Raw genomic sequence first — 26,211 nt, 5'->3', positions numbered from 1 at the left:
CCTCCTACCCAAACAGCGAATCCTGGAACTCCAGCGGCGGCTTGATATTGGCTTTGCGCCGGGCAAAGTAGTCGGCTACTTCGGCGGCGGTTTTGGCGTTGAACGTCATGTCGCGGGTCAGGCCGCCTTTACGGCCCATAAACACGCCATAGCGCATGTCGGCGTAGCCGTTGGTGTGGTGCGCGTCGGGGTTGATGCTGAGCTTCACGCCCTGCTCCAGCGCGTAGTGCACCCAGCGCCAGTCCAGGTCGAGGCGCCAGGGGTTGGCGTTGATTTCGATGATGACGTTGTGCTTGGCGCAGGCGTCGATGATGGCTTTGTGGTCGAGCGGGTAGCCTTCGCGCCGCAGCAGCAGGCGCCCCGTAGGGTGGCCCAGCATGGTTGTATATGGGTTTTCAATGGCCCGCAGCACCCGCGTGGTGGCTTTGCGCTCGTCCATTTTCAGGTTGGAGTGCACCGAGGCCACAATAAAATCGAAGGTTTCGAGCACCGTTGGCGGGTAGTCCAGCGAGCCATCGGACAGGATATCCGACTCGATGCCTTTGAAGATGCGAAACGGCGCCAGCTCCTGGTTCAACTCATCAATTTCGCGCTGCTGCTGGCGCACGCGCTCCGGAGGCAGGCCGTTGGCGTAGTGCGCCGCCTGCGAATGGTCGCAGATGCCGAGGTACTCGTAGCCGTTGTCGCGCAGGAACGTGGCCATTTCGCGCAGGCTGTGGCTGCCGTCGGAGTAGGTGCTGTGGTTGTGCAGGGAGCCGCGCAGGTCGGCATCTTCGAGCAGGCGGGGCAGCTTGTTTTCGCGGGCCAGCGGCAACTCCCAGAGGCCTTCGCGCAGCTCGGGCTCCACGTATTGCAGGCCGGCGCGCTGGTACACGTCCTGTTCGGAGGCAAACTGCTCGCGCTTCAGCCACTGGCGCAACGTGGCGGGCTGGCCGGGCCGGTTTTCTTCGGTTAGGGCGCCGGTCAGGTGCTCTTCGGCCGCCGAGTGCAGCAGCAGCTGGTTCACGAAATCGGGCGGCGCTACCAGCAGCACTTCCACCTTCACGCCGGAAGCCGTGGCCGACCCGCGCCACGCAAACGGGCCGCTGCGGCGCGGGTCGGCGGTCAGGCCATCGAGCGTATCGAGCAGCGCGTGCACGGTGGCGGGCTGGGTAGTGGCGGCCACGAGCGTCACATTCTCTACGGTTTCGAGGCGGCGGCGCACTTCGCCGGCCACGGCAGCCTGCGCTACGCCGGCCACGGCCTGCAGGCGGGCCAGCAGGTCGTTGGCTAGCTCTTCGGCCTGCGGATACAGCAGCTTGCCGCGGCTCTGGTCCGTGAATTCGAGGGCCGCCAGAATAGCGTCCTGGGTTTTCTTGCCGAAGCCTTTGAGCTTGCTCACCTCGTCGTTCTGGGCGGCTTCGCGCAGCTGCTCGGGGCCTTCGATGCCTAGCTCCTTCCACAGGCTGCGGATTTTCTTGGGTCCGATGCCTTTCACCTTCAGCAGTTCTACCACGCCAGGCGGCGTAGCGGCCAGCAGGCGCGTCAATTCGTCGAATGAGCCGGTATCGAGCATTTCAGCCACTTTGGCGGCGGCGGTTTTGCTCAGGCCGGTGCGGTCGGGCAGGCCATGCCGCTCGATATCGGCCACGGGTACACTGAGCTGTTCCAGCGCGTTGGCGGTGCCTTCGTATGCCCGGATTTTAAACGGATTTTCTTCGTGCAGCTCCATCAACTGGGCCGTCAGGCGGAAGGCACGAATCAGCGCGCGGTTGTCCAAAGGATATAGAACGTGAGGGTGGAAAGGATAGCAGGTAAAGGTACGGGCAAAGTTGTAGCTTGAAGACGCAAAACTCCCGGCAGGCAGGGCAGCGTATACGTTGCCGTCGATTTCACTGCTATTTTTGCCGGCCCGGCTGCCTTCCCGCCGGGCGTTTGTTTCACCTTCCAGCCTTGTACTGTATGCGTCTGTTCACTGTTTTGGCCGTGCTGTGCGTGGCACTGCTGGCGGCCACCTGCCGGCCCGGAACCAAGGCTGCCGCCAAGCTCAGGCAGCTGGAGCGCACGTGGCTGCACGCCCACGAAGAAGACCAGGGCGACGTGCAGGTGTACCGGCCCAATACGTACGCTTTTCCGCCCTCTCGCGGCCGTACGGGCTTCGCCTTTGAGCACAACGGCATCTTCACCCAGTTCGACATTGCCCCTACCGATGGCCTAGAGGGACACAAAGGCACCTGGGCCGCCGAAAATGACCACACCCTGCGCATCTCCCTCGACGACAAGAAAGACCCCGACTACCAACTCGAAATTGTGTCGCTGGAAAACGATGTCCTGAAAGTGCGACGCATAGAAAAATGAGTGAATGGGTGAATGAGAGTGAATGAGTGAATGTTGCTCTGAGCAGCTCCATCCCCCACTCCAATCATCCATTTCTCCATCCAACACTCCACTCATTTACTCATTGAACTACTGGCTCGTTAAATCTGAACCTGAAGCCTACTCCTGGGCCGACCTGCTGCGCGACGGCGGCACCGACTGGACCGGCGTACGCAACTACCAGGCCCGCAACCTCCTCCAGCAGATGCAACCCGGCGACTTGGTGCTCTATTACCACAGCGTAAGCGAAAAGCAGGTAGTAGGCATAGCCGAAGTGGCGGCCCCGGCCGCCCCCGATGCCACCGCCGAAGCCGGCAGCGGCTGGGTGGCCGTGCATCTGAAACCCCAACAGGCGCTGCGGCAACCGGTTTCTCTGGCCCGCATCAAGCAAGATGAACGCCTCAGTCAGATTGGGCTGCTGCGCCAGTCGCGCCTGTCGGTGATGCCTCTGAAAGCCGCAGAATTCGACACCATCCTGGAGCTGGGCGCATAAGCTGGCGACTACGGCGCCGGAGCTGGTTTTTCCTGAAACCAGACGTGACTTTGCGCCTGCTTCGCCGTATCTTACTGAACCCTGTTGCGCCTACAGCGCAGGGTTGCGGTTATGAAACACCTCGTCCTACTCCTGCTATTGCTATTTCTGGCGGGCACTTCCCGGCATGCTGATGCCCAGCAGAGCACGCCGGCAGAATCGGTGTACGCTCCTACGCAGGCTACCCGCCTCGAACTACCGCTGGACCTGTACTCCAGCGACGTGAACGTGCAGCCGATTGCGCAGGACAGCAGCGTGGTGGTAATGGTGAAACAGGACGGGCCTGGCCTGCGGCACGATTCGTTTGCGCTGCAGAAGTACGACTACCGCCTGCAGCCGCTCTGGCACGTAGCGTTGCCGGTGCCGCATGAGTATGAGCTGCAGCAGATCTGTGCCGAGGGTACCACCGTTTACTCGCTGTTTCAGTCGGATCATACGCAGCACCGGCTGTGGGTGGCCACCGTGGATGGTTTCGGCCAGCAGCTACGCACCTACGAGTTTGACACCAAGCTGACCCGCGAGATATACGACCTGAAGGCGCTGGCCGGCAACCTGTTCGTGACCGTGCTGGTGGACAACCACCTGACTATTCTGCTCCTGGACTTAGCCACCGGCAAGCATCAGTTTCTGCCTTCCGTATACGAGCCACTGCCCGCGCAGCTTTCCTTCCTAGCCGACTCGGCTGCCCAACGGGCCGAGTTTGTGATGAGCCAGACCAACGGCTACAAAATGCGGCTGCAGCTCAAGCAATTGTCGGCGCGGGGTATGCTGCTGCGCTCCGAGTTTGTGCAGGCAGAAAGTGAACGGGGCCTGATTTCGGCTCAGATCAGTCCGGCCGCCGATTCAGCTGCCGGCCGGTTGCTGGCTGGCACTTACACCCTGCGCGACCCGCGCTATTCTCAGGGCCTATTCGCGGCCGACCTTTCGGCGGGCGTTGCGGCCAACGGCTCGCGCCGCTCCCTGCGGTTCTACGATTTTGCCAACCTGAAGCACTTCTTCGACTTTATGAGCCCCGGCCGGGCGCGGCGCCTGCGCCAGAAAAGCGAAAAGCTGCGTGCTGCCGACCGGGTGCTGCGCCTGCGCTACCGCACGCTCATCCACGACCTGATTCCGTTTGAAGACGGCTACGTGATGGTGGCAGAAGTCTATTTCCCGTACTACCGCCACAACACGTACGGCGGGCTGTATAGCCCCAACTACATGTACAACCCGTATTACTATTCCGGCTACGGCAACAGTAACTGGAGCCGGGGCAGTCGGGGGTTTGATGGCTACCGCATTACGCACGCTCTGGTCTGCGGCTTCGACAAGCGCGGCAATCTACTCTGGGACAACACGTTTGTACTGAAGGATGTAGTGCGCTACAACCTGAGCGAAACCGTACGCCTCTGCGTTTTGCCCGACGGGCACCGCTTAGCCATAGCCTACCTCACCGATGACAAGCTGAACTACAAAATCATCGACCGGACTGCTCCTTCGCCCAACGACCTGCACGTGAACCTGAAAACGTCGTCGTTGCCGACTGCCAAGGAGAAAGCCACTACTACCAGCAACGAAGGGCTTGTTACGTGGTACGGCAACCGGCTGCTAGCCTACGGGTACCAGCACGTGCGGGCTACCCACGCCCCCGATCGGGAAGTCTTTTTTCTTAATGCCATAGGGTTTGAATGAGGTGTAGCACAGCAACCAAGCAGTAGGCTCCTGATGGCACATAGCGCATCCTACGGAAAGCAGAATCAGGTTTACGGAAGCTAAGTAGCTGAACATTGGTAGCCAAAATGCTGGAAACAGCGTTTAACCTACTTCGTTGTCTACGTTTACTTCTCTGCCATCACCTTTTCTCTCTCCAATCCTATGAGAATCCGTACGTTTCTGTGGCTGCCGCTGGTAGCCTTGTTGCTGCTCGCAGGCTGCCGTGCTGCCGGCCCCGGCAATCCGGCCCGCACAGTCGCCGAGTTTTTCAATAAGTATGAGAACCGCTCCGGCTTCAAAGCCACCGACTGGAGTGCCGGCCTCACGACCCGTATCCTGCTGGGCCGCCTCGGCAGCCTGGGCGGCGAAAACGACCTGACGCAGGCGCTATCATCAGTACGCAGCTTCCGGGTGCTGACGTTTGCTCCCACCAGCAACAGCGCCGAAAAGCTGGTGTCGGAAGGCCTGGTAAGCGAGGTAAACGGCCTGCTGGCCAACGAACGGTACACGCCGCTGAGTGCTGGTAGCGGCAATGTCCGCTACGCCACCCGCCAGCAAGGCGACCGGGTGACGGAAGTAGTTGCGACCAGCAGCGTTTCCGGCGTCCCCGACTCGTTCATGCTGATGTCTATCGGCGGCAATTTCACCCAGGATCAACTGGCCCAACTGGTCAAGATTCTGCCCAACGTAGCCGACATGACCAAGTAAGGAGCAGCTGTTGTACTTACACGAAAAGGGCCTCTTCCTGATCAGGAAGAGGCCCTTTTCGTGTGTTTTCCATCCAGTCTCTAGTATACCTACGGCTCGAGCCGGTTTGCTACACAGCGCGCCGTTGTGAGAGCCGGCGCAGCATTTCAATCGGCTGTTACCAATGCCCGGACCCACATCCGGCAGCTCGGCAAAAAGAGCCCGTACAACCGAAGTCGTACCCCATGCATGCTATGCCGGTACTGCCTGCGCGGAGCCGTATTTCCTTTCTCTGCCCCTCTACACAAAAAAGCGGCCCGCTCAGAGAGCAGGCCGATTTTAGTAGTCAGCTTGATTCAGAGAAGCTTAGCGCTTGCGCGGAGCTGCTTTCTTGGCCGGAGCCTTTTTTACGGGCGCTTTAGTCGGAGCAGCTTTCACGGGAGCGGCCGGAATTTCCGGTGCTACACCGTATTTGGTTTCGGCTGGGTTCGGGTCGCCGGGCAGGTACACGTCGAACTCCACGCGGCGGTTGATGGCACGGCCGGCTTCGGTGGCGTTGTCAGCAATCGGCTTGGTTTCGCCGTAGCCATGCGACACGATACGGTCGGCTGGAATGCCTTTGCTCAGCATGTAGGTGCGGGCCGAAGCAGCACGCTCATCCGACAGGCGCAGGTTGTACGCATCGTCGCCTTTGTTATCGGCGTGGGCCGAAATACCGAGGCTGTAGTCCGGATAGTCGTTGAGAATCTGTACCAGGCCATTAAGCGTAGGGAAGGAAATCGGCTTCAGCGTAGCCTTATCGAAGTCGAACTGGATGAACTTGGTAGCTTCCTGCAGCTTCTTCTTCTCTTCCACCTTCATTTCCGGGCAGCCTTTGTTCGAGGCCGGGCCTGGACGGCTTGGGCAGCGGTCCAAGTAGTCGGGCACACCGTCGCCGTCACGGTCGAGTGGGCAGCCATTGGCATCCACGGCCACGCCGGATGGCGTATTCGGGCATTTGTCGCTGGCATCGGTCACACCGTCGCCATCGGCATCCGGGCAACCTTGCAGCTCTGCTTTGCCGGGGGTGTCTGGGCACTTGTCGTCGCCGTCGCGCACACCATCACCGTCACGGTCGGGGCAGCCTTCCAGCGCCGCCAGGCCTTTTTCGGTGGGGCACTTGTCCTGGTAGTCCGGCACACCGTCGCCGTCGCCGTCAAGCGGGCAACCGTTGGCGTCTACTGCTACACCAGCCGGGGTGGCTGGGCATTTGTCTTTGCGGTCCGAAACACCGTCGCCGTCTTCGTCCTTCATTTTACCGAAGGCCACCGTCAGGCCGGCCGTATGCTGCAAATACCGGTCGTCCCAGGCATCGTTGTCACGGGTCGGGTCACCGTCCAAGTTAGCCTTCAGCGGAATGTGCTGGCCGGTCTGGATGAACAGGCCAACGCCATCGGCCAGCCGGAAATTGATACCGGCAGCCCCAAACAAGTCGAAGTAGCTTTTGTCCTCGGCCAGGTTAGTGCTTGCACCATTCTGGTTGAAGCTACCCTCGCGGCTCGTGAAAGCCCAGCCCGGCGCAGCCAGCAAATACGGCTGAATGAAGGCATCCTCCTTGAAAGCCCAGCCATTGTTGAGCTTGAGCTTGAGGGCCAGATTCACATTCACCACGTTGGTGTTGAAGTTAGAACCGAAGCGCGAAGCGCTTTGCTCAGGCGTGCTTTTCAGCTCTACATACGCGCCGCTCAGGCCCAGGTCCAGGCCTGGCGTGAGGTAGCGGCTGAACGTGATGCCGGGGCCGTAGTTATTGGCGCTCCAGTCCCAGTAGTTCGTGCCGAAGTTGCCTTTATACTGGTAGGCGCTGCCGTAGAGGCTGATAGCCGTCTTTTTGTCGGCAGTCTGCGCCTGCGACGGCGCTGCCGTCAGCAGGAGCAGCCCCAGCGCGGTGCTGGTAGTTAGAAGGTGTTTCATAGTAGAAAGTGTGTGTGGAAATACTGGCGTGGGCTTATCAGGCGCCTGACTCAGTACGGGGTCCTATACTTTCTCTCTTGCGGTAAGGTTGTGATTAAACAGGATTCTGTTTTTCACATATAGCCTCCGGTAACTCTGAAATCAGACTAGGTCACTGTGGTTCAGCTACCGCTGGCACTTCCCAACGCCTTTTTGGCTCTGGCAAAGAAAAAAAAGCGGCGAACCATATGGCTCGCCGCTTTTGTGATAAATGGTGTCAGCTGAGCTTATGGCTGCGGGCTGTCAGGAATGAAGAATTCGAACTGGAATTCTACCCGACGGTTCTGGCTCATGTTCTTGGCTGACGTGTTTGGCGCGGCTGGCTCTCCTTCGCCACGGCCTTCCGTCACGATACGAGCCGGATTCACCTGCTTGCCGGTGAAGTAGCGCTTCACTGACCCAGCACGGCGCTCCGAAAGACCCTGGTTGTACTCATCGGTACCACGGCTATCGGCGTGGCCGATGACGCGCAGGCTGTACTCGGGGTGGTCTTTGAGGGCCTGTACCATCTTGTTCAGGGCCGGATACGAGCTGGACGTAATAACCGTGCTATTGGTGCGGAAGCGGATAGGCCGCTCCAGTGCTTTCACGGCAGGGTCAATGGTCAGCGGGCAACCGTTGGCATCCACGCGGGCACCAGCCGGCGTACCGGGGCACTTGTCCACGTCGTCCTTCACACCGTCGTTGTCCGAGTCGAGTACCAGCGGGCAGCCGTTGGCATCTACCTGCGTACCGCGTGGGGTGTCGGGGCACTTGTCGTTTTTGTCGGCTACGCCGTCACCGTCCGTGTCGGGGCAGCCACGTAGCGCAGCGGTACCCGCCTGGTCGGGGCACTCGTCGTCTTTGTCGGCTACGCCGTCACTGTCCCGGTCGGGGCAGCCATTGAGGGCGGCCGTGCCGGCTTCCGTAGGGCACTGGTCCTGGTAGTCCGGCACACCGTCGCCGTCGCCATCAAGCGGACAGCCTTTTTCGTCTACCGCTACGCCCGCCGGAGTGGCCGGGCACTTGTCTTTACGGTCCGGCACACCGTCGCCGTCTTCGTCCTTGGCTTTACCGAAAGCTACGGTCAGGCCGGCCGTATGCTGCAGGTACCGGTCATCGATGCTGTTATCGTCGCGGACCGGGTCGCCGTCCAGGTTGGCTTTCAGCGGAATGTGCTGACCCGTCTGAATGAAAATACCAACGGCGTCGCTGACGCGGAAGTTGATACCAGCCGCGCCGAATACATCAAAGTAGCTTTTGTCTTCAGCTAGATTGGTAGTCGTACCGTTGCTGTTGAAGCTACCCTCGCGGCTCGTGAAAGCCCAGCCCGGCGCAGCCAGCAGGTAAGGCTGAATCACGGCATCCTCTTTCAGTGCCCAGCCATTGTTAAGCTTGAGCTTGAGGGCCAGGTTCACGTTCACCACGTTGGTGTTGAAGTTGGAGCCGAAGCGCGAAGCGCTTTGCTCGGGCGTGCTTTTCAGCTCCGCGTAGGCGCCGCTCAGGCCTAAATCCAGGCCCGGCGTGAGGTAACGGTTGATGCTGATGCCCGGGCCGTAGTTGTTGTCGCCCCACTTCCAGAAGTTGGAGCCGAAGTTGCCTTTATACTGGTAGGCGCTGCCGTAGAGGCTGATGGCCGTTTTGCGGTCGGCGGTCTGAGCGTGCCCTTTTGGGGCCGCTGCCAGCAGCGTCAGTCCCAGGGCTAAAGTGGGAGTTAAGAGGTTTCTCATAACCAGAAGTTTTGGTGAACAGAACCTTCAGCGGCGGGCTCTGCCTCGTAAGGCAAAACCGCCCGGAAGTAGCATCCTATACCCATTGAGCAGCCAGAAAGTTACTGTACAGTACATCTGGCAAGGCCAGGTAGTATGCACTATTCCGCTTTGTCGGCACTCTTGCCAGCCCCGTTTCCCGGCTGATTCCCAACTGCTGAGCTACGTCCAGGCCTTCCGCTGCCGAGCCCTGGCGCCTCATGTGAAGCCAATCGCAACTTCCTGACTGAATCCAACAAAAAAGCCGCTTGATTCAATCAAGCGGCTTCTTGTGAAAGTCCGGAGGCGTTATCGGGCGGCGCGCATCAGGCGCTCAATGTCGTCGGCTTCGAGCGGGATATTCTTCATCAGGTCATCGTTGCCGGTTTTGGTGATGAGAATGTCGTTTTCGAGGCGGATACCGAGGCCTTCCTCGCGGATATAAATACCCGGCTCACAGGTATACACCATGCCCGGCTCGAACACGCGGTACTTGGCGCCTACGTCGTGCACATCGAGGCCGAGGTAGTGTGAGGTGCCGTGCATGAAGTACTTCTTATAGAGTGGCGCGGCGGGGTCCTGATTCTTCACGTCCTGCTCGTTGAGCAGATCCAGCTTAATCAGCTCCTGCTCCATGAAGCGGCCCACGCCGGCGTGGTATTCCTCGATGCTGTTGCCGGCTACCAACTGCGACGTGGCATATTTCATCACCCGCAGCACGGCCTCGTACACGTCGCGCTGGCGCTTCGTGAACTTGCCGTTGACGGGGATGCTGCGCGAGAGGTCGGCGGCATAGTTAGCGTATTCGGCCCCGAAATCGAGCAGCATGACGTCGCCGTCCTGGCATTCCCGGTCGTTGCTCACGTAGTGCAGAATGCAGGCGTTGGCCCCGGAGGCAATGATGCTGCCGTAGGCCGGGCCGCGGGAGCCCTGGCGCAGAAACTCGTGGAAGATTTCGGCCTCAATCTCATACTCCATCACACCGGGCTTCACGAAGCCCAGCAGGCGGCGAAAAGCGTCGCCGGTGATGTCGGCGGCTTTCTGCATCAGGCGGATTTCCTCGCTGCTCTTGAGGGCGCGCAGGTGGTGCAGAATCGGGGCCACGCGGCGATAGGTATGCAGCGGGTAGGCCTCCCTGATCCACTTGATGAAGCGGGCGTCACGGGTTTCCACTTCCACCACGGCCCGGATGTGCTCGTTGGTGTTGAGAAACACGTTTTCGGCCTCGTTCATGAGGGCCGGCAGCACGCTCTTGAACGATTCCAGCCACATAATGGTAGGCACGCCGGATTGCTCGCGGGCCTGCTCTTTGGTGAGCTTGTAGCCTTCCCAAACCAGAATATGCTCGCTGGTTTCCTTCAGGAACAGGATTTCGCGGTACTGGGGCAGCACAGCATCGGGGAAGATGACGAGGATGCTTTCCTCCTGATCGACGCCGGAGAGGTAGAACAGGTCGTTGTTTTGCCGGAACGCCATGGAGCCGTCGGCGTTGGTGGGCATCACGTCGTTGGAGTGGAAGATGGCCAGCGAGGCGGGCGGCAGCTGCGCGCGGAAGCGGCGGCGGTTTTCGGTGAAAAGCTCGGGGGCAATACGGCCGTAGCGCATAGGAGCGGGACTTAGTGAAAGTTCAGGGACACACTAATCAGGTGGCGGCTGCAAGTTATAGGAATGCTCGGAGTGCCACTGCCAGGCACCGGCTCAGAAATTCAGGTCGTCGGGCTCGTGCAGCAGGCGGCGGCCTTTCCGGATTAGCTCGGCGACACGCTGAAAATGCGTGTCCCGCTCCCGCTGGCGCCAGCGGGTTTCGCGGGGCGGAGCCTGGCGGATGCCCAGGGCCTCGCGCTGGCAGTAGTCTTCGTAGACGCGGGGCAACGCCGCCCGCAGCTGGCTGAGGTAGTGTCGGTGGCTGGCCGCAATAACAGCCTGCCGCCAGTCGGCGTGAGCTTCTATCGGCACCAGCACGGGGCCGGCGTTTTGCAGGCGCTCCAGGGCCAGTGGCAAATCGGTGCGGTCGTCAGAAGCGTCGTAGGCTTCGAGCTGCCGCTTGGTTTCAAACTGCCGCAGCAGGGCCGGGACCTCAAACCGGCGCAGCAGCTCGCGTACCAGGTCGTCGTAGTCGTCGCCCCAGGTAGGCACGTGCGGGCGTGGGTCAGGCACGGCCTCCACGGCAGGCGCGGCAGGCCGCTGACGGTGGTTTTCGTCATGGACAGCGTCCAGGTAGCGTTCCTCTTTCGTGCCCCGCACATCGGGCAGCTGGCGCAGGTAGCCGGTGCCACGGTACACATCCCAGAATTCCGTCCAGGGCGTAAACATTTCCTCCTCGTCCTCGTCGTCGTCGCTATTGTGGTAGAGGTCCGGGTAGCGCCGGTGCAGCCAGTACGTACGGCTGGGATTGCCCGTCTCCAGGTCTCCCGAATCGGTGAGCTGGGCCAGGAAGGCATCGAACAGGTCTAGCTCGTCGGGGCTGATGGGCGGCAGCACCGGGCACTCCTCGATGTACTCGTGCCAGTCCTCAAAATTGGCGGTGAGCTGCGCTCCAGGCACCTCCACCTGCTCAGCCCGCCACTGGCACTCCAAGTCAAAAAGCTTCTGGTGCTGAATCATCCACATGTACTGATAGGCAGCTTTGTCGTGCTGGTGCAGCAGGTATTCCAGGTTTGATTCGTAGGTGGGGCCGTTCTGGTGCAGGTCGCGCAGCTCACGGGCGTAGGTTTTCAGAAACAGGTCGTGATGCAGCGGTTGGTAGGCTTCCAGCAGGGGACGCAGGCGCGGGTCGGCCAGCACCTGCTCTTCGGAGGGCGGGCCAGGTGGCGGTGGCGTAGGAACAGACGAGTCGGTGGGGCTGTCGGCCATAGAATACAGAAGAAATAGCGCGTAGGATGTGCGGGCAATATATCAAGATTCGTCACCAGTGGAAAGCGGCCGGAGCTACTGGCTCCGCATAGGATTTTCCGTTAGCTTCGACGCCGAACCAGTTGCTTCGGCGCCGAACCAGGCAGCCGGCCCTGGCTCCCAGCCGGTATCTTTGCGCTCCTGTTTTCTACCACAAAAGGCCTCTTTATCGTTTCTATTCCTCGTTCTGCTATGCCCGCTGGCACTCCTTCTGCCCCACCCCGCCCCATTCTTCTTATTCAAACGGCATTCATTGGCGACGTTATTCTGGCAACGGCGCTGCTGGAGCATCTGCAACGCACCGAGCCGGACATACCCGTGGATTTTCTGGTGCGCCGGGGCAATGAGGGGCTGCTGCAGGGCCACCCACACGTGCGCAGCGTGCTGGTCTGGGACAAGAAAAAAGACAAGTACCGCGGCCTGTGGCGCCTGCTCCAGCAGATCAGAAAGACTCGCTACGACCGGGTGATTACGCTGCAGCGCTTCGCCTCCACCGGCTTTCTGACGGCTTTTTCTGAGGCGCGGGAGCGGGTCGGGTTCGATAAAAACCCGTTTTCCAGGTGGTTTACACAGGTGGTACCGCACGTCATCGGGCCAGGCGTGCACGAGGTGTCGCGCAACCTGCACCTACTGGGGCCGGCTACCGGCAGCACCATCACGCCGCCCCGCCTCTACCCTTCTGCTCAGGATGAAGCCGCCGTGGCGCCCTACGCCGCAGCCGGGCCTTACCTGTGCATTGCGCCTACTTCGGTGTGGTTTACCAAGCAGTTTCCGCAGGAGCAGTGGCTGAAGCTGCTGGCGGCACTGCCCGCGCACTACGCGGTATACCTGTTGGGCGGCCCGCCCGACGTAGCGGCCTGCGAATTACTGGCACAGGACGCCGGCCGGCCGGGCCTCGTGAACCTGGCCGGTAAACTCTCGCTGCTGGCCTCCGCCGCCCTGATGCGCGGCGCGGTGCTCAACTACGTCAACGACTCGGCCCCTATGCACCTGTGCTCGGCCGTGGGGGCGCCTACCTGCGCGGTGTACTGTTCCACGGTGCCGTATTTTGGGTTCGGGCCGCTGAGTCCGTTTTCGCGGGTAGTCGAAATAAAGGGTGACCTGGAATGCCGGCCCTGCGGCCTGCACGGCTACGCCAAATGCCCGCTGGGCCACTTCCTCTGCGCCCACGGCATCGAAACCCAGCAGTTGCTGGCCGTGCTGGCGGAAGCGGAGCTGGCGGGTGGGTGAGTGATGAGGTGACAGGTGACAGGTGACAGGTGACAGGTGACAGGTGACAGGTGACAGGTGACAGGTAAAAAGAACGTCATTCCGAGCGAAGGCGCAGCCGCAGTCGAGGAATCTCGCGAGTGTGGTAAATAAGTAGCACCACAACGTCAGCATGCGAGATTCCTCGGCTTCGCTCGGAATGACGTTCTGTGCACTCCGCCACCCCGTCTGTCGTACCTTTGCAACCTGCCGTGCCTGCGCGCGGTTATACAGGGCCGGGCTGCTACTGCTCAGGCTCCTACGACTCCAAGACTCTATAAAATGTCCGAATACGACCTGTACGAGCTGCCCAACGGCATCCGGGTTCTGCATAAACAAGTTCTGCACACCAAAATCGCGCATTGCGGCTTCCTGCTCGACATTGGCTCGCGCGATGAAAAGCCGGCCCAGCAGGGCTTGGCGCACTTCTGGGAGCATATGGCCTTCAAAGGCACCGAGAAGCGCAAGAGCTTCCACATCCTCAACCGCCTCGAAACGGTGGGCGGCGAGCTGAACGCCTACACCACCAAGGAGAAAATCTGCTTCTACGCATCGCTGCTCAGCACCCACTTCGAGCGCGCCTTCGAGCTGCTGACTGACCTGACGTTTAACTCCATCTTTCCGGAAAAGGAAATTGAGAAGGAGCGCGGCGTAATTCTGGAGGAGATGAGCATGTACCAGGATGCGCCCGAAGACGCCATCATCGACGATTTCGACGGCGTTATCTTCACCAACCACGCGCTGGGCCACAACATTCTGGGTACGCGGGAAAGTGTCAGTGGCTTTCAGCAGGCCGATTTCCGGCAGTTTCTGCAGGAGAATGTGCGCACCGACCGGCTCGTGTTCAGCTCTGTCAGCAACCTGCCCTTTAAGGAAGTGAAGCGGCTGGCCGACAAGTTTCTGGCGCCGCTGCCGGCCAGGCTGGGCGCGCGGCCCCGCACCTCGTTCGGCGGCTACCGGCGCGTGGAGCAGCTGGAGCGCAAGCCCATCACGCAGGCCCACTGCCTGATTGGGGGGCCGGCCTACGCCATTGAGGACCCGCGCCGGATTCCATTTTTCATGCTCAGCAACCTGCTCGGTGGCCCCGGCATGAACTCGCGCCTCAACCTGGCCGTGCGCGAGAAGTATGGCCTCGTCTATACCATTGATGCCACCTACTCGCCCTACACCGACACGGGGCTGTTCGGCATCTACTTCGGTACCGAGAAGAAGCAGGTGAACCGTACTATTTCGCTGGTGCAAAAGGAGCTGAAGAAGTTGCGCGAGCAGGCCCTGGGCACCACCCAGCTGCACACCGTGAAGGAGCAGCTGATGGGCCAGATGGCCATGTCGGAGGAAAGCAACAGCGGCATGATGCAGCTGCTGGCCAAAAGCACCCTCGACATCGGCCGCGTGGAAACCATCAACGAAATCTTTGAGCGGGTGCGCGCCGTCACGTCGTCGGAGCTGCTGGAGCTGGCCAACGACATCCTGCGCGAAGACAACCTGAGCGTGCTGCAGTACGTGCCGGAGTAGTCTTTCAGCGTATTGCAGATAGATCTGTCATCCTGAGCGGAGCGAAGGACCTCATTACGCCGGAACGACCATCGTTGCAACGACTCGATCCGGCGTAATGAGGTCCTTCGCTCCGCTCAGGATGACAGCTTTGTTTCGTCTCATGCCCTAAATTCCATTCTACTTGCTGCGCATCTTCGGTCACGTTGGTACTTACCGCCCGGGCGACATATTTGCCAACCGGCTAGAGTTGAGCCTGCGCAGATTGCACCGGCCGCGGCGGGCAGGTGTGAGTGGCAGCCAAGCAGAGGGCGCTGACTCAATTGTGTTGGCGGGCGCATATGAAGACGACCTGTTCGGAGAAGACGACATTATCTACTCCGGCAGCGGCGGCCGTGACCCTAAAACTGGCCGCCAAACTACACATCAGGAAATGACCGGACGCAACCTTGCCCTACGGCGCAGCCAAGAAACGGGCCGTCCCGTTCGGGTGTTTCAGCGCGTAGAGCAAGATGGTAACGAGGTTTTCCGCTATGAAGGTCTCTACCGAGTCGTGAGCCACGAATACACACGTGGCGTGGCCGGGTTTCAGGTATTTCTGTTCCGGTTGGTGCCCGTAGTATAACGCAGGGCTGAGGCTACCTTTGCGCTATGCCCGAAGACTTTTTCCGCTACGCCGACCAACACACTACTCCCGAGCCGCCGCTGCTGGCGCGCCTCAACCGCGAAACCCACGTGCAGACGCTGATGCCGCGCATGCTGAGCGGGCACGCGCAGGGCCGGCTGCTGAGCATGCTCAGCCACATGATCAGGCCGCGGCGGGTGCTGGAGCTGGGCACGTTCACGGGCTACGCGGCGCTGTGCCTGGCCGAAGGGCTGGCCGATGGCGGCGAGCTGCATACCATTGAGTTCAACCCGGAGCTGGAAAGCCGCATCCGGCGCTACGTGACCGAGGCGGGGCTGGCGGGGCGGTTGCACCTGCACATCGGGGCGGCGGCGGGCATTGTGCCTACGCTGGCTGAGACGTGGGATTTGGTGTTCATTGATGCCGACAAAATCAACAACGACACCTACTACGAGCTGGTGCTGCCGCAGGTGCGTACAGGAGGGTTCGTGCTCATCGACAATGTACTTTGGGGCGGTAAAGTGGTGGATTCCTACCCCGTGAAACCCTCCGACAAAGACACGCACGCCGTCCGGGCCTTCAACGACAAAGTGCAGGCCGACCCGCGGGTGGAAAACGTATTTCTGCCTCTGCGGGACGGGCTGTTGCTGGTGCGCAAGCTCTAGCCGCCGCCGCCTTTTTTGCTGGCGAACTAAACGTCCGGGGCGCATTTGCGTCTATTGCCGTGAGTGACCTATTCCCTTGCCCGATGCCAAGACGTTTTCTAGTGCTTTTACTGCTGCTCTGCTCCGTGCTGGCGGCCCACGCCCAAACCAGCTCCGTAACCGGCCGCATAGTAGATGGTACTGACCAGAGCCCGCTGATTGGGGCCAACATTCTGGTGCGGGGCCTCTCGGCCGACTCGGTGAAAAACGGGGCCGCCGCCGACGCGGAAGGCAACTTTGTGGTGAGTAGCCTGCCCGCCGGACGCTACGAGCTGACGGTTTCGTTTCTGGGATACCAGACGGTGCGGCGGCAGCTGACGCTGGCCGGGCAGTCGGTGGTGCTGGGTACGCTCCCGCTCAGCGCGGGCGGCGTGGCCCTGAAAGGCGTGGAAGTGGTAGGCCAGGCGGCCGCAGCCGTGCAGAAGGGCGACACGGCGCAGTACAACGCCGGCTCGTTCAAAACCAATCCCGACGCCAACGCCCAGGACCTCATCACTAAAATGCCGGGCGTGACCATTGACCCTGCCACAGGCAAGGTGCAGGCCCAGGGCGAGCAGGTGCAGCGCGTGCTGGTGGATGGCAAAGAGTTTTTCGGCAACGACCCCGACGCCGTGCTCAAAAACCTGCCGGCCGAAGTTATCGACAAGATTCAGGTGTATGACCGCGCCTCCGACCAGAGCCAGTTTACGGGCTTCGACGACGGCAACCAGCAGAAAACCATCAACATCATCACCAAGCCGCAGTTTCGCAACGGGCAGTTTGGGCGGGTGGCGGCCGGCTATGGCCCCAAGGACGACCGGTACCAGGTGAGCGGCAACCTCAACCAGTTCAAGGGCAAGCAGCGCCTGAGCGTGGTGGCGCAGAGCAACAACGTGAACCAGCAGAACTTCGGCTCCGACGACCTGCTGGGCGTGGTGGGCTCGACGGGCGGCGGCGGCCGCGGCGGTAGCCGGGGCGGCAATGGCGGCGGAGGCGGTGGCAATGTCGGCAACGCGGGCAACTTCCTGGTAAGCCAGCAGGGCGGCATCAGCAAAACCCATGCGCTGGGCCTAAACTACTCCGACACCTGGGGCACCAAAACCGACGTGCAGGGCAGCTACTTCTTCAACCTGAGCAACAACACGGCCAGCACCAGCCTGCTGCGGCGCTACGTGGCCCGCCAGGGCTCCACCGACGACCTGCGCTATTCGGAAAACTCGCTGAACACCAGCCGCAACCTCAACAACCGCTTCAATGTGCGGCTGGAGCACAAGTTCGACTCGGCCAACTCGCTTATCTGGCGGCCGGCCTTTTCGATGCAGCGCAACACCGGCAACAGCGGGCTGGAAGGCCGCACGTTTCTGGCCAGCGGCAACGAGGCGGGCGTTACGCAGGGCGCCAACCTCAGCGACTACCGCTCGGCCCTCACGGGCATCACGGCCAGCAACCAGCTGCAGTACCGGCACCGGTTTGCCAAGCGCGGCCGCACCATTTCGCTGGGGTTGAATACCAACTACAACGACAAGAACGGCGACAATACGCTTCTCTCCGAAACGACGGCCGAGGGCGGCCGGGCCACGTTGCTCAACCAGTTTTCGGAGCTGACGCAGCAGGGCTGGGCCTGGACCGGCAACCTGAACTACACCGAGCCGCTGAGCCCGAAAAGCCAGCTGCAGGCCGAATACCGCGTGTCGTACACGCCCAACGAGTCGGACAAGCGCACCTACGACTACTCGCCCGGTGAGCAGGCGTATTCGCTGCTCAACGATACGCTTAGCAGCGTGTTTGAGAGCCGCTACCTCACCAACGCCGGCGAGCTGACCTACCGCTACCAGAACAAGGAGTTTCAGTGGACGCTGGGCGGGGCCGTGCAAAACGCGCAGCTGCGCTCCGACCAGGAGTTTCCGCGCGCCACGCTCACCGAACGGTCGTTTCTGAACTTCCTGCCCAACGCCACGGTGCGCTACAACTTCTCGAAGCAGCAGAACCTGCGCCTGAACTACCGCACCAACACCAGCGCACCCAGCATCAGCCAGCTGCAGGAAGTGGTGAACAACGCCAACCCGCTGCAGCTGACCACCGGCAACCCCGACCTGCGCCAGGAGTACCGTCACAACGTATTCCTGCGCTACTCGTCGGCGGTGCCGGAGAAGTCGACTTCCTTTTTCGCTTTGATCGGGGGCTCCTACACCAACAACAACATCACCAACAGCACCATTTACGCCGGCACCGAGCCGCTGACCGTGGGCGGCGTGACCATTCCGGTGGGCGGGCAGCTCACGCGCCCTATCAACCTCGATAAGCAGTATTCGTTGCGCTCCTTCCTGAACTACAGTTTGCCGTTGCGCTTCATCAAGTCCAACCTCAATCTGAACGCCAACGCCAACTTCTCGCAGACGCCGGGCCTGGTATTTCAGGAGCTGAACTACAGCCGCACGCCCAGCTTCGGGCTGGGGCTAGGGCTGAGCAGCAACATCAGCCCCGAGCTGGACTTCACCTTCTCCTCCAGCTCCAACCAGAACTATGTGCGCAACACGCTGCCCGGCCAGGTAGACCGCCAGTACTTCCGCCAGAACACCAGCCTGCGCCTGTCCTGGATTATCGTGAAGGGCGTGACGCTGCAATCCGACGTGAACCACCAGCTCTACAGCGGCCTGTCGGCGGGCTTCAACCAGAACTTTGTACTCTGGAATGCCTCGCTGGGCAAGAAGCTGGGCGCCAAGCAGCAGGCTGAAGTCAAGATTTTCGCCTTCGACCTGCTGGGCCAGAACAACAACATTCAGGTCAACAACACGGCCGCCTACACCGAGGACGTGCAAAGCAACATTCTGCAGCGCTACCTGATGCTGATGTTCACCTACAACATCCGCAACTTCGGCGGTACCGGCCGCGGCGACGCGCTGCCCACCGACGACGCCCCTACCGAGCGGCGCGGCCGGGGCGGCTTCGGCGCGCCCGGCGGCGGCTTCGGCCCTCCTGGTGGTGGCATGTAGTACCAGCAGCGCCCGGCCTTGCAAGACCGGGCGCTGCTGTGTAAAACGACTATTACTAGTCCGCAACCAGCTTGTATTAAACTGCTCTTGTACTTCTGCCGCGCTTGTTTGTCCCGCAACAAACTGTGTTCTTCTAAGGCGGTAGTTTCATTTCCCGGCCGGTTTTCGCCTACTTTGTGGGAATGAGAACCTGCTCACCCATGAAAAAACTCGTACTCGCGCTGCTTTGCTGGCTGCCCCTGCTGGCGGCGGCCCAGAGCGTCCCGGTGCCCGCCACCCTCGATTTTGCTGGCCTGCACCTGCGCCTGACTGATAGCGGCCGCCGCGCCGTGCAGCAGAAGGTAGACGCGCTGCGCAGCCACCCGGCCTCCTTTCAGGCCCGCGTAAACCTGGCCGACGCCTATTTCCCCATCATTGAGCGGGTGTTTCAGCAGGAAGCCCTGCCGCTGGATTTCCGCTTCCTGGCCATCCAGGAAAGCGGCCTGCAGGGCGATGCGCAGAGCATCCACGATGCGGTGGGCTACTGGCAGTTCAAGCGCGAGTCGGCCGCCGATTTTGGGGTGGTGATGAACGACGTGGTGGATGAGCGCAAGCACATTGTGGCTTCCACGCACGCCGCCGCCAAGTACCTCAAGCGCAACAACAACGCCCTGCACAACTGGGTGAATGCCCTGCTCAGCTACAACCTGGGCTCGGGCGGCGTGAAGGCCTACACCCTGCCCACCGACTTCGACGCCACGGAAATGGAGATTTCCGAGCAAACCCACCCCTACATTCTGACCATGCTGGCCCACAAGCTGGCCTACGAGCCCGCCGTGGGGCACAACCCCAAGCCGCCGATGGTGCTGCAGGAGTTTCCGGCCCCGGCCGGGCAGTCGCTCAGCATTCTGGCCCAGAGCCTGCAGGTAGAGCCCGCCGAGCTGCTCAAGCACAACCGCTGGCTGCTGGCCCCGGCCGTGCCCACCGACAAAATCTACACGGTGCTGGTGCCCGTCACGGACCCGCTGCAGCTGACGGCTATGGCGGCGCAGCAAAAAAACGCCACCGCCGGCCAGCTCCTCAACGCCCCCCGGCCCGACCCGCAGAACGCGGAGTACGTGCGGGTGAACGGCCTGCGGGCCCTCGTGGCGCTGCCCGGCGAGACCAAGGAAAGTCTGGCGAAGCGGGCCGGACTTAAAGTACGCAAGTTTATGCAGTTCAACGACCTGTTTGCCTTCGACAACATCGTGGTGGGCCAGCCTTACTTCGTGCAGAAGAAGCGCGATAAGAGCGAGGTGGAATACCACGTGGCGCAGGCCGGCGAGAGCGTGGCCACGGTGTCGCAGAAGTACGGTATCCGGGCCAAGGCCATCTGGAGCAAGAACCGCATGCCCCGCAACGAGGAGCTGCGCCCGGGCCGCATTCTGTGGCTGAAGCACACCCGCCCCAAGGAAGTGGCCATTGAGTATGCCGACAGCAAAAACGAGGCGGCGCTGGCGGCTTTCGAGCGGCCGAGCAGCAAGCCGGTAACGGCGGCACCCGTGCCTACGACGGCACCCGTGCCTACGGCGGCTCCTGCCCCGGCTCCTGCGCCTGTAGCCAAGCCTGCTCCGAAAAAGCGTCGCATTGATGAGACGGAGCCCTACATGGGCAAAACGGCCAGCGCCGTGCGCGTTTTGGAAGATGCCGTGGAAACGCCCTACGAGCCGGCTCCTACGGGTGTAGTCACGCAGCCCGACAGTGCCACGGATGCAACAACCGAAAACCTGAACGACCTGGCACCGGCTCCAGTTGCGCCAGCTCCCAAGCCGACGGCCACCGCCGCCAGCCCGGCCCCTCGTCCGGCGGCAGCGGCAGCCAGCCAGCCAGCGCCGCTACCAGCCCGCAAAGCGCTGCCGGCCTCCACTCCTATTGGTGATGAGCCGGCAGGGGAAACCGAAGAAGTAGCCGCTGCCCCCGTTTCCCGGCCGGTCAGCAAGCCAGCACCCCCGGTCGCCAAGCCGACCGTAGCCGCTCCAGCCACAGCCACGCCTGCCCCGCCCAAACCAGCGCCGCCCGTGGCGCCAACCAACGCTGGCGCGGTAGAAGCCATTCCGGCCAGTGGCCTGCACACGGTGCAAGCCAAAGAAACGCTCTACTCCGTGGCCCGCCGCTATGGCCTGCGCCCCGCTGACCTCATCGTCTGGAACAACCTGCCCCAGAACCCCTCGCTACGGCTGGGCCAGGTGCTGCGCGTAACAGCTGACGGCACCACAACACCCGTTCCGGCGGCCACGGCAGCGCCCACCACAACCCGGACGGGCGTTTATCAGCCTAAAACGGTAGCTGTTCCGGCCGCGCAGCCGGCCGCCAAACAAGCTACTCCCGCCACTCCTGCAACTGCTGCGGCCAGCCCGGCCGCCGTGCCAACCGTGCGCCACACGGTAGCGGCCGGTGAGTCGATGTATGCCATTTCACGCAAGTATGGCGTCACCATCAAGCAGATTATGGAGTGGAACAACAAGTCCGATTTCAACGTGAAGCCCGGCGAAGTGCTGCTGGTGCAGCCCGCGAAGTAGTCCGCGCCTTTCTCTTTTCTCCTCCTCGATTTCAAGATTATAGACACACGTTTCTAATGCGCTTTTTCTTTCGCGTTTTGTCGCTGGGCAGCCTGTTGCTGCCGCTTTCTTTGGTTGGTCGGGCGCAGCAGGCGCCGGTAGGCAGTGGGCCGGCCCTGTCAGAAGATTCAGTGCGGGTGATGTCGGGGCTGGTGCAGACCAGTGTGCGGCAGCTGCGTGCCATCTACAACGAGCCTGATGATGCCCGCGCCACGCAGCTTATTGAAACGGCTCTGCAGCAGATGCCCGCCTACAATCAGCGCCTGAGCTACTATACCGCCAGCCTACCCCGTGAGCAGCAGCAGCAATTAGCCAAGCGTCTGCGCCAGCAGCCCTGGCAGGTAGAGCTGCAAACCCTGCTGCGCAGCCCACAATACCGCAGTTTCAGCGCCCGCACGGCGAAGAATCCCGACCTTAGGGCCGCGGCCGAACGGCTGCAGAAATCCGGTTTCGTGGGCACCACCAAACCAGGTAGTGCGGTAGCGGCAGCTGCTCCTGCTTCCGCTGCTAAACCGGTAGTTACGTCAGCAGCGCCGGTTACCAATCTGGTTCCGGCAAAACCCAGCGAATTTACCGTGAGCAGCGCGCGGCAGCACACAGTCGTGAAGGGCGAAACGCTGTTCGGCATTGCCCGCCACTACAAGGTGAAGCCGGCCGATATTCAGGCCTGGAACAGTAAATCCGACAACAGTGTGCGCGTAGGCGAAGTGCTGACTATTCAGCAGGCGAACTAACTGACTCACGTTGCCATACGCTAAGAAGGGCTGCCCTCTGGGTAGCCCTTTTGCGTTTAAACCCGCCCTGGCAGAAGCATCTTTACGCTGGCCACTGTATGAACTGGCCGGCATTTCTTTTCTACTGATACGCCAAAATCCGTTGCCGCGCAATCTTTCCCGGCCGCTGATTCGTGGGTAACTTTACTGTACGCTTCGCGCCCTAACGGCGCGGTGCGGCTTGCCCATGCCCGTTTTCTCGCACCTCCACTCGCACACCCAATATTCCCTGCTCGACGGTCAGGCCAGCATTTCGGCCCTGATGAAGAAGGCCCAGGCCGACGGCATGCCGGCCGTGGCCCTCACTGACCACGGCAACATGTTCGGGGCGTTCAACTTCGTGGCCGAGGCCAACAAGTACAACGTGAAACCGATTGTGGGCTGCGAGTTTTACATGGTGGATGACCGCCACAAGAAAACCTTCAGCCGCGAGAAGGGCGAGCGGGACAAGCGCTACCACCAGTTGCTGCTGGCCAAGGACCAGGACGGCTACCACAACCTGAGCAAGCTCTGCTCCATGAGCTTCATCGAGGGCGTGTACAGCAAGTTCCCGCGCATTGATAAGGAGCTGCTGCTCAAGTACCACAAGGGCCTGATTGCCACCAGCTGCTGCATCGGGGCCGAGATTCCCCAGGCCATCCTGTTCCAGAGCGAGGCCAAGGCCGAGGAGCTGCTCAAGTGGTGGCTCGACGTGTTCGAGGACGACTACTACATCGAGATTCAGCGCCACGGGCTGATGAACTTCGACGGCACCGGCAAAAGCCAGGAAGACGTGAACCAGGTGCTGCTGGGTTTGGCCAAGAAGTACAACGTCAAGGTCATCTGCACCAACGACTCGCACTACGTGGAGCAGACCGACTTCGCACCCCACGACATTCTGCTGTGCGTAAACACCGGCGAGGAGCACAGCATCCCGGTCGGCGACTTCCAGACCCAGTATTTCCGCCTGATTTCCCAGGACAACAAGGTCCACTACGACCACCTCGACAACCTGCGCCACCTCTCCGGCCAGGATGCCACCATCCGCCGCCAGCTCCAGCGCATTGATGAGGAGGCCCAGAGCCCCAAGCCGCGCGCGCGGTTCGGCTTCGCCAACGACCAGTTCTACTTCAAGAACCAGGCGGAGATGAACGCGCTGTTCGCCGACGTGCCGGAAAGTGTGGACAACACCAACGAAATCGTGGACAAAATCACGCCGCCAGTCCTGCAGCGTGACATTCTGCTCCCCAACTTTCCCCTGCCCCCAGAGCACCCTACGGCTGATGCTTTCCTGCGTCACCTCACCTTCAAAGGAGCGTTTGAAGGGCCGAAAGCCCGCTACTCTGAGCGCACCCCCGAAATTGAGGAGCGCCTGGACTACGAACTGCGCGTGATTGAGACGATGGGCTTTGCGGGCTACTTCCTCATCACGCAGGATTTCATTAACCACGGCCGCAACAATGGCGTGGCCATCGGGCCGGGCCGGGGCTCGGCGGCGGGCTCGGCGGTGGCCTACTGCATCGGCATCACCAACATCGACCCGATTAAGTACTCGCTGCTGTTCGAGCGTTTCCTGAACCCGGAGCGGGTGTCGATGCCCGATATCGACATTGACTTCGACGACGTGAACCGCCAGCGAGTCATCGATTATGTGGTAGATAAGTATGGCAAAACCCAGGTGGCCCAGATTATCACCTTCGGTACCATGGCCGCCAAATCGTCGATTAAGGACGTTTCTAGGGCTATGGAGCTGCCGTTGCCGGTGGCCAACGACTTAGTAAAGATGGTGCCCGAGCAGGTGGGCACGACCCTAGCCAAGGCCTTTGCCGAAAACCAGGAGCTGGACATGATCCGGCGCGACGACGCGCCCGACAACCTGCGCGGGCAGATTCTGCGCTTGGCCGAGAAGCTGGAAGGCTCAGTGCGCAACACCGGCATCCATGCGGCCGGCGTCATCATTGCCCCCGACGACATCACCAAGTACATCCCGGTTTCCACTTCCAAGGACTCGGACCTGCTTATCACGCAGTTCGACGGCAAGGTCATCGAAAGCGCGGGAATGCTCAAGATGGACTTTCTGGGCCTGAAAACCCTGACCATCATCGTCGATGCCATCAACCTGATTGAGCGCAACCACGGCGTCAAAATCGACATCGACGAAATCCCGATTGACGACCCCAAAACCTACGAGCTCTACCAGCGCGGCGACACCATCGGCACGTTCCAGTTCGAGTCCGAGGGCATGCGCATGTACCTCAAGGACCTCAAGCCGACCAACATCGAGGACCTGATTGCCATGAACGCCCTCTACCGGCCGGGGCCCATGCAGTTCATCCCGAACTTCATCAACCGCAAGCACGGCCGCGAGGTGGTGGACTACCCGCACGAGCTGCTGGAGCCCATTCTGAACTACTCCCAGGGCATCATGGTGTACCAGGAGCAGATCATGCAGACGGCCCAGATCTTGGCCGGCTACTCCCTCGGCGGCGCCGACTTGCTGCGCCGGGCCATGGGCAAGAAGGACATGAAGAAGATGGCCCTGGAGCGGGAAAAGTTCTGCGAGGGCGCCGAGAAGCTGCACGGCATCAAGGCCAAAAAGGCCAACGAGGTGTTCGACGTGATGGAGAAATTTGCGGCCTACGGCTTCAACCGCTCCCACTCCGCCGCCTACTCGGTGGTGGCCTACCAGACCGGCTACCTCAAGGCCCACTACCCGGCCGAGTACATGGCCGCCGTGCTCACCAACAACATGGGCGACATCAAGAAGGTGACCTTCTTCATCGAGGAAGCCCGCAAGCAGGGCGTGGCCGTGCTCGGCCCCGATGTGAACGAATCTATCCTGAAGTTCAACGTAAACGCCCAGGGCCAGATCCGCTTCGGCATGGCCGCCATGAAGGGCTCGGGTGAGGCCGCCGTGGAGGAAATCGTGAAGGAGCGGGAGAAAGGCGGCCACTACGCCGACATCTTCGACTTTGCGCGCCGCGTGAACCTGCGGGCCGTGAACAAGAAAACCTTCGAGAGCATGGCCCAGGCCGGCGCCTTCGACTCATTTGACCGCTACCACCGCCGCCAGTTTCTGGAGGCCCCCACCGGCGACCAGAACCTCATCGAGAAGGCCATGAAGGTGGGCCAGCAGCACCAGGCTGCCAAGGAATCGGCCCAGCAGAGCCTGTTTGGCGGAGGGGGCGGCGAAATGGCCATCCCGATGCCCAAAATTCAGGACCTGGAGCCCTGGAGCCCCACCGAAAAGCTGCGCCGCGAAAAGGAAATCGTGGGCTTCTACCTCTCGGGCCACCCCCTGGACGACTTCAAGCTCGAAATCGACTCCTACTGCACCTGCGGGCTGGATAAGATTGAGAGCTACAAAAACCGCGACGTGACGGTAGCCGGCCTGATTTCCAACGTGCTGTTCAAAACCACCAAGACCGGCCAGCCCTTCGTGAGCTTCAACGTGGAAGACTATGAAAGCAGCCTCAACCTGGCCCTGTTCCGCGACGACTACTCCAAGTTCTCGGCCCTCATCAACCCCCGCAACTACGACAAGGAGCAGGTGCCGCCCATGTTCATCCGGGGCAAATACGCCCAGCGCTTCCGCGACTCCGACCAGTTCGAGTTCAAGATCATGACCATGGAGCCGCTGTTCAACGTGGCCGAAAAGCTCGCCAACGGCGTGCGCGTGCAGTTGGACCTACGCACCATCACGGAACCCTTCATGGACCGCTTCATGGAAGCCGTGGAAGGCTGCTCGGGCTCCAAAAAGCTCGAAATCAAGTTCGCCGAGCCCCACGAGCACCTGGCCGTGGACACTTACTCGCGCCGCTACCGCATCGAGCCCAAAGAGTTTATCCGCAAAATGCGCGAAATGGAAATCGACGCCTGCCAGCTGATTTAATTGGCCCAAGTCTTCAGCACGTCATTACGAGCAAAGCGAGGAATCTCGCGTGCTGATGTTGCCAAAGTAACCGT

The 26,211-nt window shown here is 61.1% G+C and carries 17 protein-coding genes; 12 read left to right on the top strand and 5 right to left on the bottom strand.

Annotated elements, in window-relative coordinates; translation table 11 throughout:
• Positions 1–4 precede the first annotated feature (4 nt).
• Complete coding sequence (locus tag IC231_RS06460) at positions 5–1,759, bottom strand: helix-hairpin-helix domain-containing protein (RefSeq protein ID WP_190783687.1); 1,755 nt, start codon at positions 1,757–1,759, stop codon at positions 5–7.
• A gap of 182 nt (positions 1,760–1,941) precedes the next feature.
• Between IC231_RS06460 and IC231_RS06455 the strand changes: the two genes are divergently transcribed.
• The 4 genes from IC231_RS06455 (at position 1,942) to IC231_RS06440 (ending at position 5,287) form a co-directional block, all read left to right on the top strand.
• The gene (locus IC231_RS06455; protein ID WP_190783686.1) at positions 1,942–2,337 is read left to right on the top strand and encodes a hypothetical protein; all 396 of its coding nucleotides are present in this window, start codon (positions 1,942–1,944) and stop codon (positions 2,335–2,337) included.
• A 103-nt stretch (positions 2,338–2,440) separates the two neighbouring features.
• Complete coding sequence (locus tag IC231_RS06450) at positions 2,441–2,848, top strand: EVE domain-containing protein (RefSeq protein WP_190783685.1); 408 nt, start codon at positions 2,441–2,443, stop codon at positions 2,846–2,848.
• Positions 2,849–2,959: 111 nt separating this feature from the next.
• A complete protein-coding gene (locus IC231_RS06445; RefSeq protein ID WP_190783684.1) occupies positions 2,960–4,558 on the top strand; it encodes a hypothetical protein in 1,599 nt (532 codons plus the stop codon).
• Positions 4,559–4,741: 183 nt separating this feature from the next.
• Entirely contained in the window at positions 4,742–5,287 is a 546-nt protein-coding gene (locus IC231_RS06440; protein ID WP_190783683.1) for a DUF4252 domain-containing protein, read from the top strand.
• Between the two features lie 345 nt (positions 5,288–5,632).
• Here IC231_RS06440 and IC231_RS20315 read toward each other — a convergent pair whose 3' ends face one another.
• The 4 genes from IC231_RS20315 to IC231_RS06420 form a co-directional block, all read right to left on the bottom strand.
• Entirely contained in the window at positions 5,633–7,216 is a 1,584-nt protein-coding gene (locus tag IC231_RS20315; RefSeq protein ID WP_190783682.1) for an OmpA family protein, read from the bottom strand.
• Between the two features lie 266 nt (positions 7,217–7,482).
• Positions 7,483–8,964, bottom strand: coding sequence for an OmpA family protein (locus tag IC231_RS06430; protein WP_190783681.1), 1,482 nt, complete (start codon positions 8,962–8,964; stop codon positions 7,483–7,485).
• Positions 8,965–9,291: 327 nt separating this feature from the next.
• A complete protein-coding gene (locus IC231_RS06425; RefSeq protein ID WP_190783680.1) occupies positions 9,292–10,587 on the bottom strand; it encodes an aminopeptidase P N-terminal domain-containing protein in 1,296 nt (431 codons plus the stop codon).
• A 93-nt stretch (positions 10,588–10,680) separates the two neighbouring features.
• Complete coding sequence (locus tag IC231_RS06420) at positions 10,681–11,835, bottom strand: hypothetical protein (protein WP_190783679.1); 1,155 nt, start codon at positions 11,833–11,835, stop codon at positions 10,681–10,683.
• A gap of 231 nt (positions 11,836–12,066) precedes the next feature.
• Between IC231_RS06420 and IC231_RS06415 the strand changes: the two genes are divergently transcribed.
• From IC231_RS06415 to dnaE, 8 genes are all read left to right on the top strand, one after another.
• On the top strand, positions 12,067–13,104 hold the full coding sequence (locus IC231_RS06415) for a glycosyltransferase family 9 protein (protein WP_190783678.1): 1,038 nt from the start codon (positions 12,067–12,069) through the stop codon (positions 13,102–13,104).
• Positions 13,105–13,404: 300 nt separating this feature from the next.
• Positions 13,405–14,637, top strand: a complete 1,233-nt coding sequence (locus IC231_RS06410) for a M16 family metallopeptidase (protein ID WP_190783677.1) — start codon at positions 13,405–13,407, stop codon at positions 14,635–14,637.
• Positions 14,638–14,800: 163 nt separating this feature from the next.
• Positions 14,801–15,241: a YDG/SRA domain-containing protein gene (locus tag IC231_RS06405; RefSeq protein WP_211538896.1), complete on the top strand. Its 441-nt coding sequence runs from the start codon at positions 14,801–14,803 to the stop codon at positions 15,239–15,241.
• Between the two features lie 26 nt (positions 15,242–15,267).
• Positions 15,268–15,906, top strand: coding sequence for an O-methyltransferase (locus IC231_RS06400; protein ID WP_190783676.1), 639 nt, complete (start codon positions 15,268–15,270; stop codon positions 15,904–15,906).
• An 83-nt stretch (positions 15,907–15,989) separates the two neighbouring features.
• Complete coding sequence (locus IC231_RS06395; protein WP_190783675.1) at positions 15,990–18,917, top strand: TonB-dependent receptor; 2,928 nt, start codon at positions 15,990–15,992, stop codon at positions 18,915–18,917.
• 200 nt (positions 18,918–19,117) lie between these two features.
• Entirely contained in the window at positions 19,118–21,454 is a 2,337-nt protein-coding gene (locus tag IC231_RS06390; protein ID WP_190783674.1) for a LysM peptidoglycan-binding domain-containing protein, read from the top strand.
• 56 nt (positions 21,455–21,510) lie between these two features.
• Complete coding sequence (locus IC231_RS06385) at positions 21,511–22,227, top strand: LysM peptidoglycan-binding domain-containing protein (protein WP_190783673.1); 717 nt, start codon at positions 21,511–21,513, stop codon at positions 22,225–22,227.
• Between the two features lie 226 nt (positions 22,228–22,453).
• A complete protein-coding gene (gene dnaE, locus IC231_RS06380) occupies positions 22,454–26,137 on the top strand; it encodes a DNA polymerase III subunit alpha (protein ID WP_190783672.1) in 3,684 nt (1,227 codons plus the stop codon).
• Positions 26,138–26,211: the final 74 nt, after the last annotated feature.

It is taken from the genome of Hymenobacter duratus (assembly GCF_014698995.1).
Taxonomy (GTDB): Bacteria; Bacteroidota; Bacteroidia; order Cytophagales; family Hymenobacteraceae; genus Hymenobacter; species Hymenobacter duratus.
Note: the sequence above shows the minus strand (reverse complement) of the source record. Positions and strands in the feature narration are given on the sequence as shown.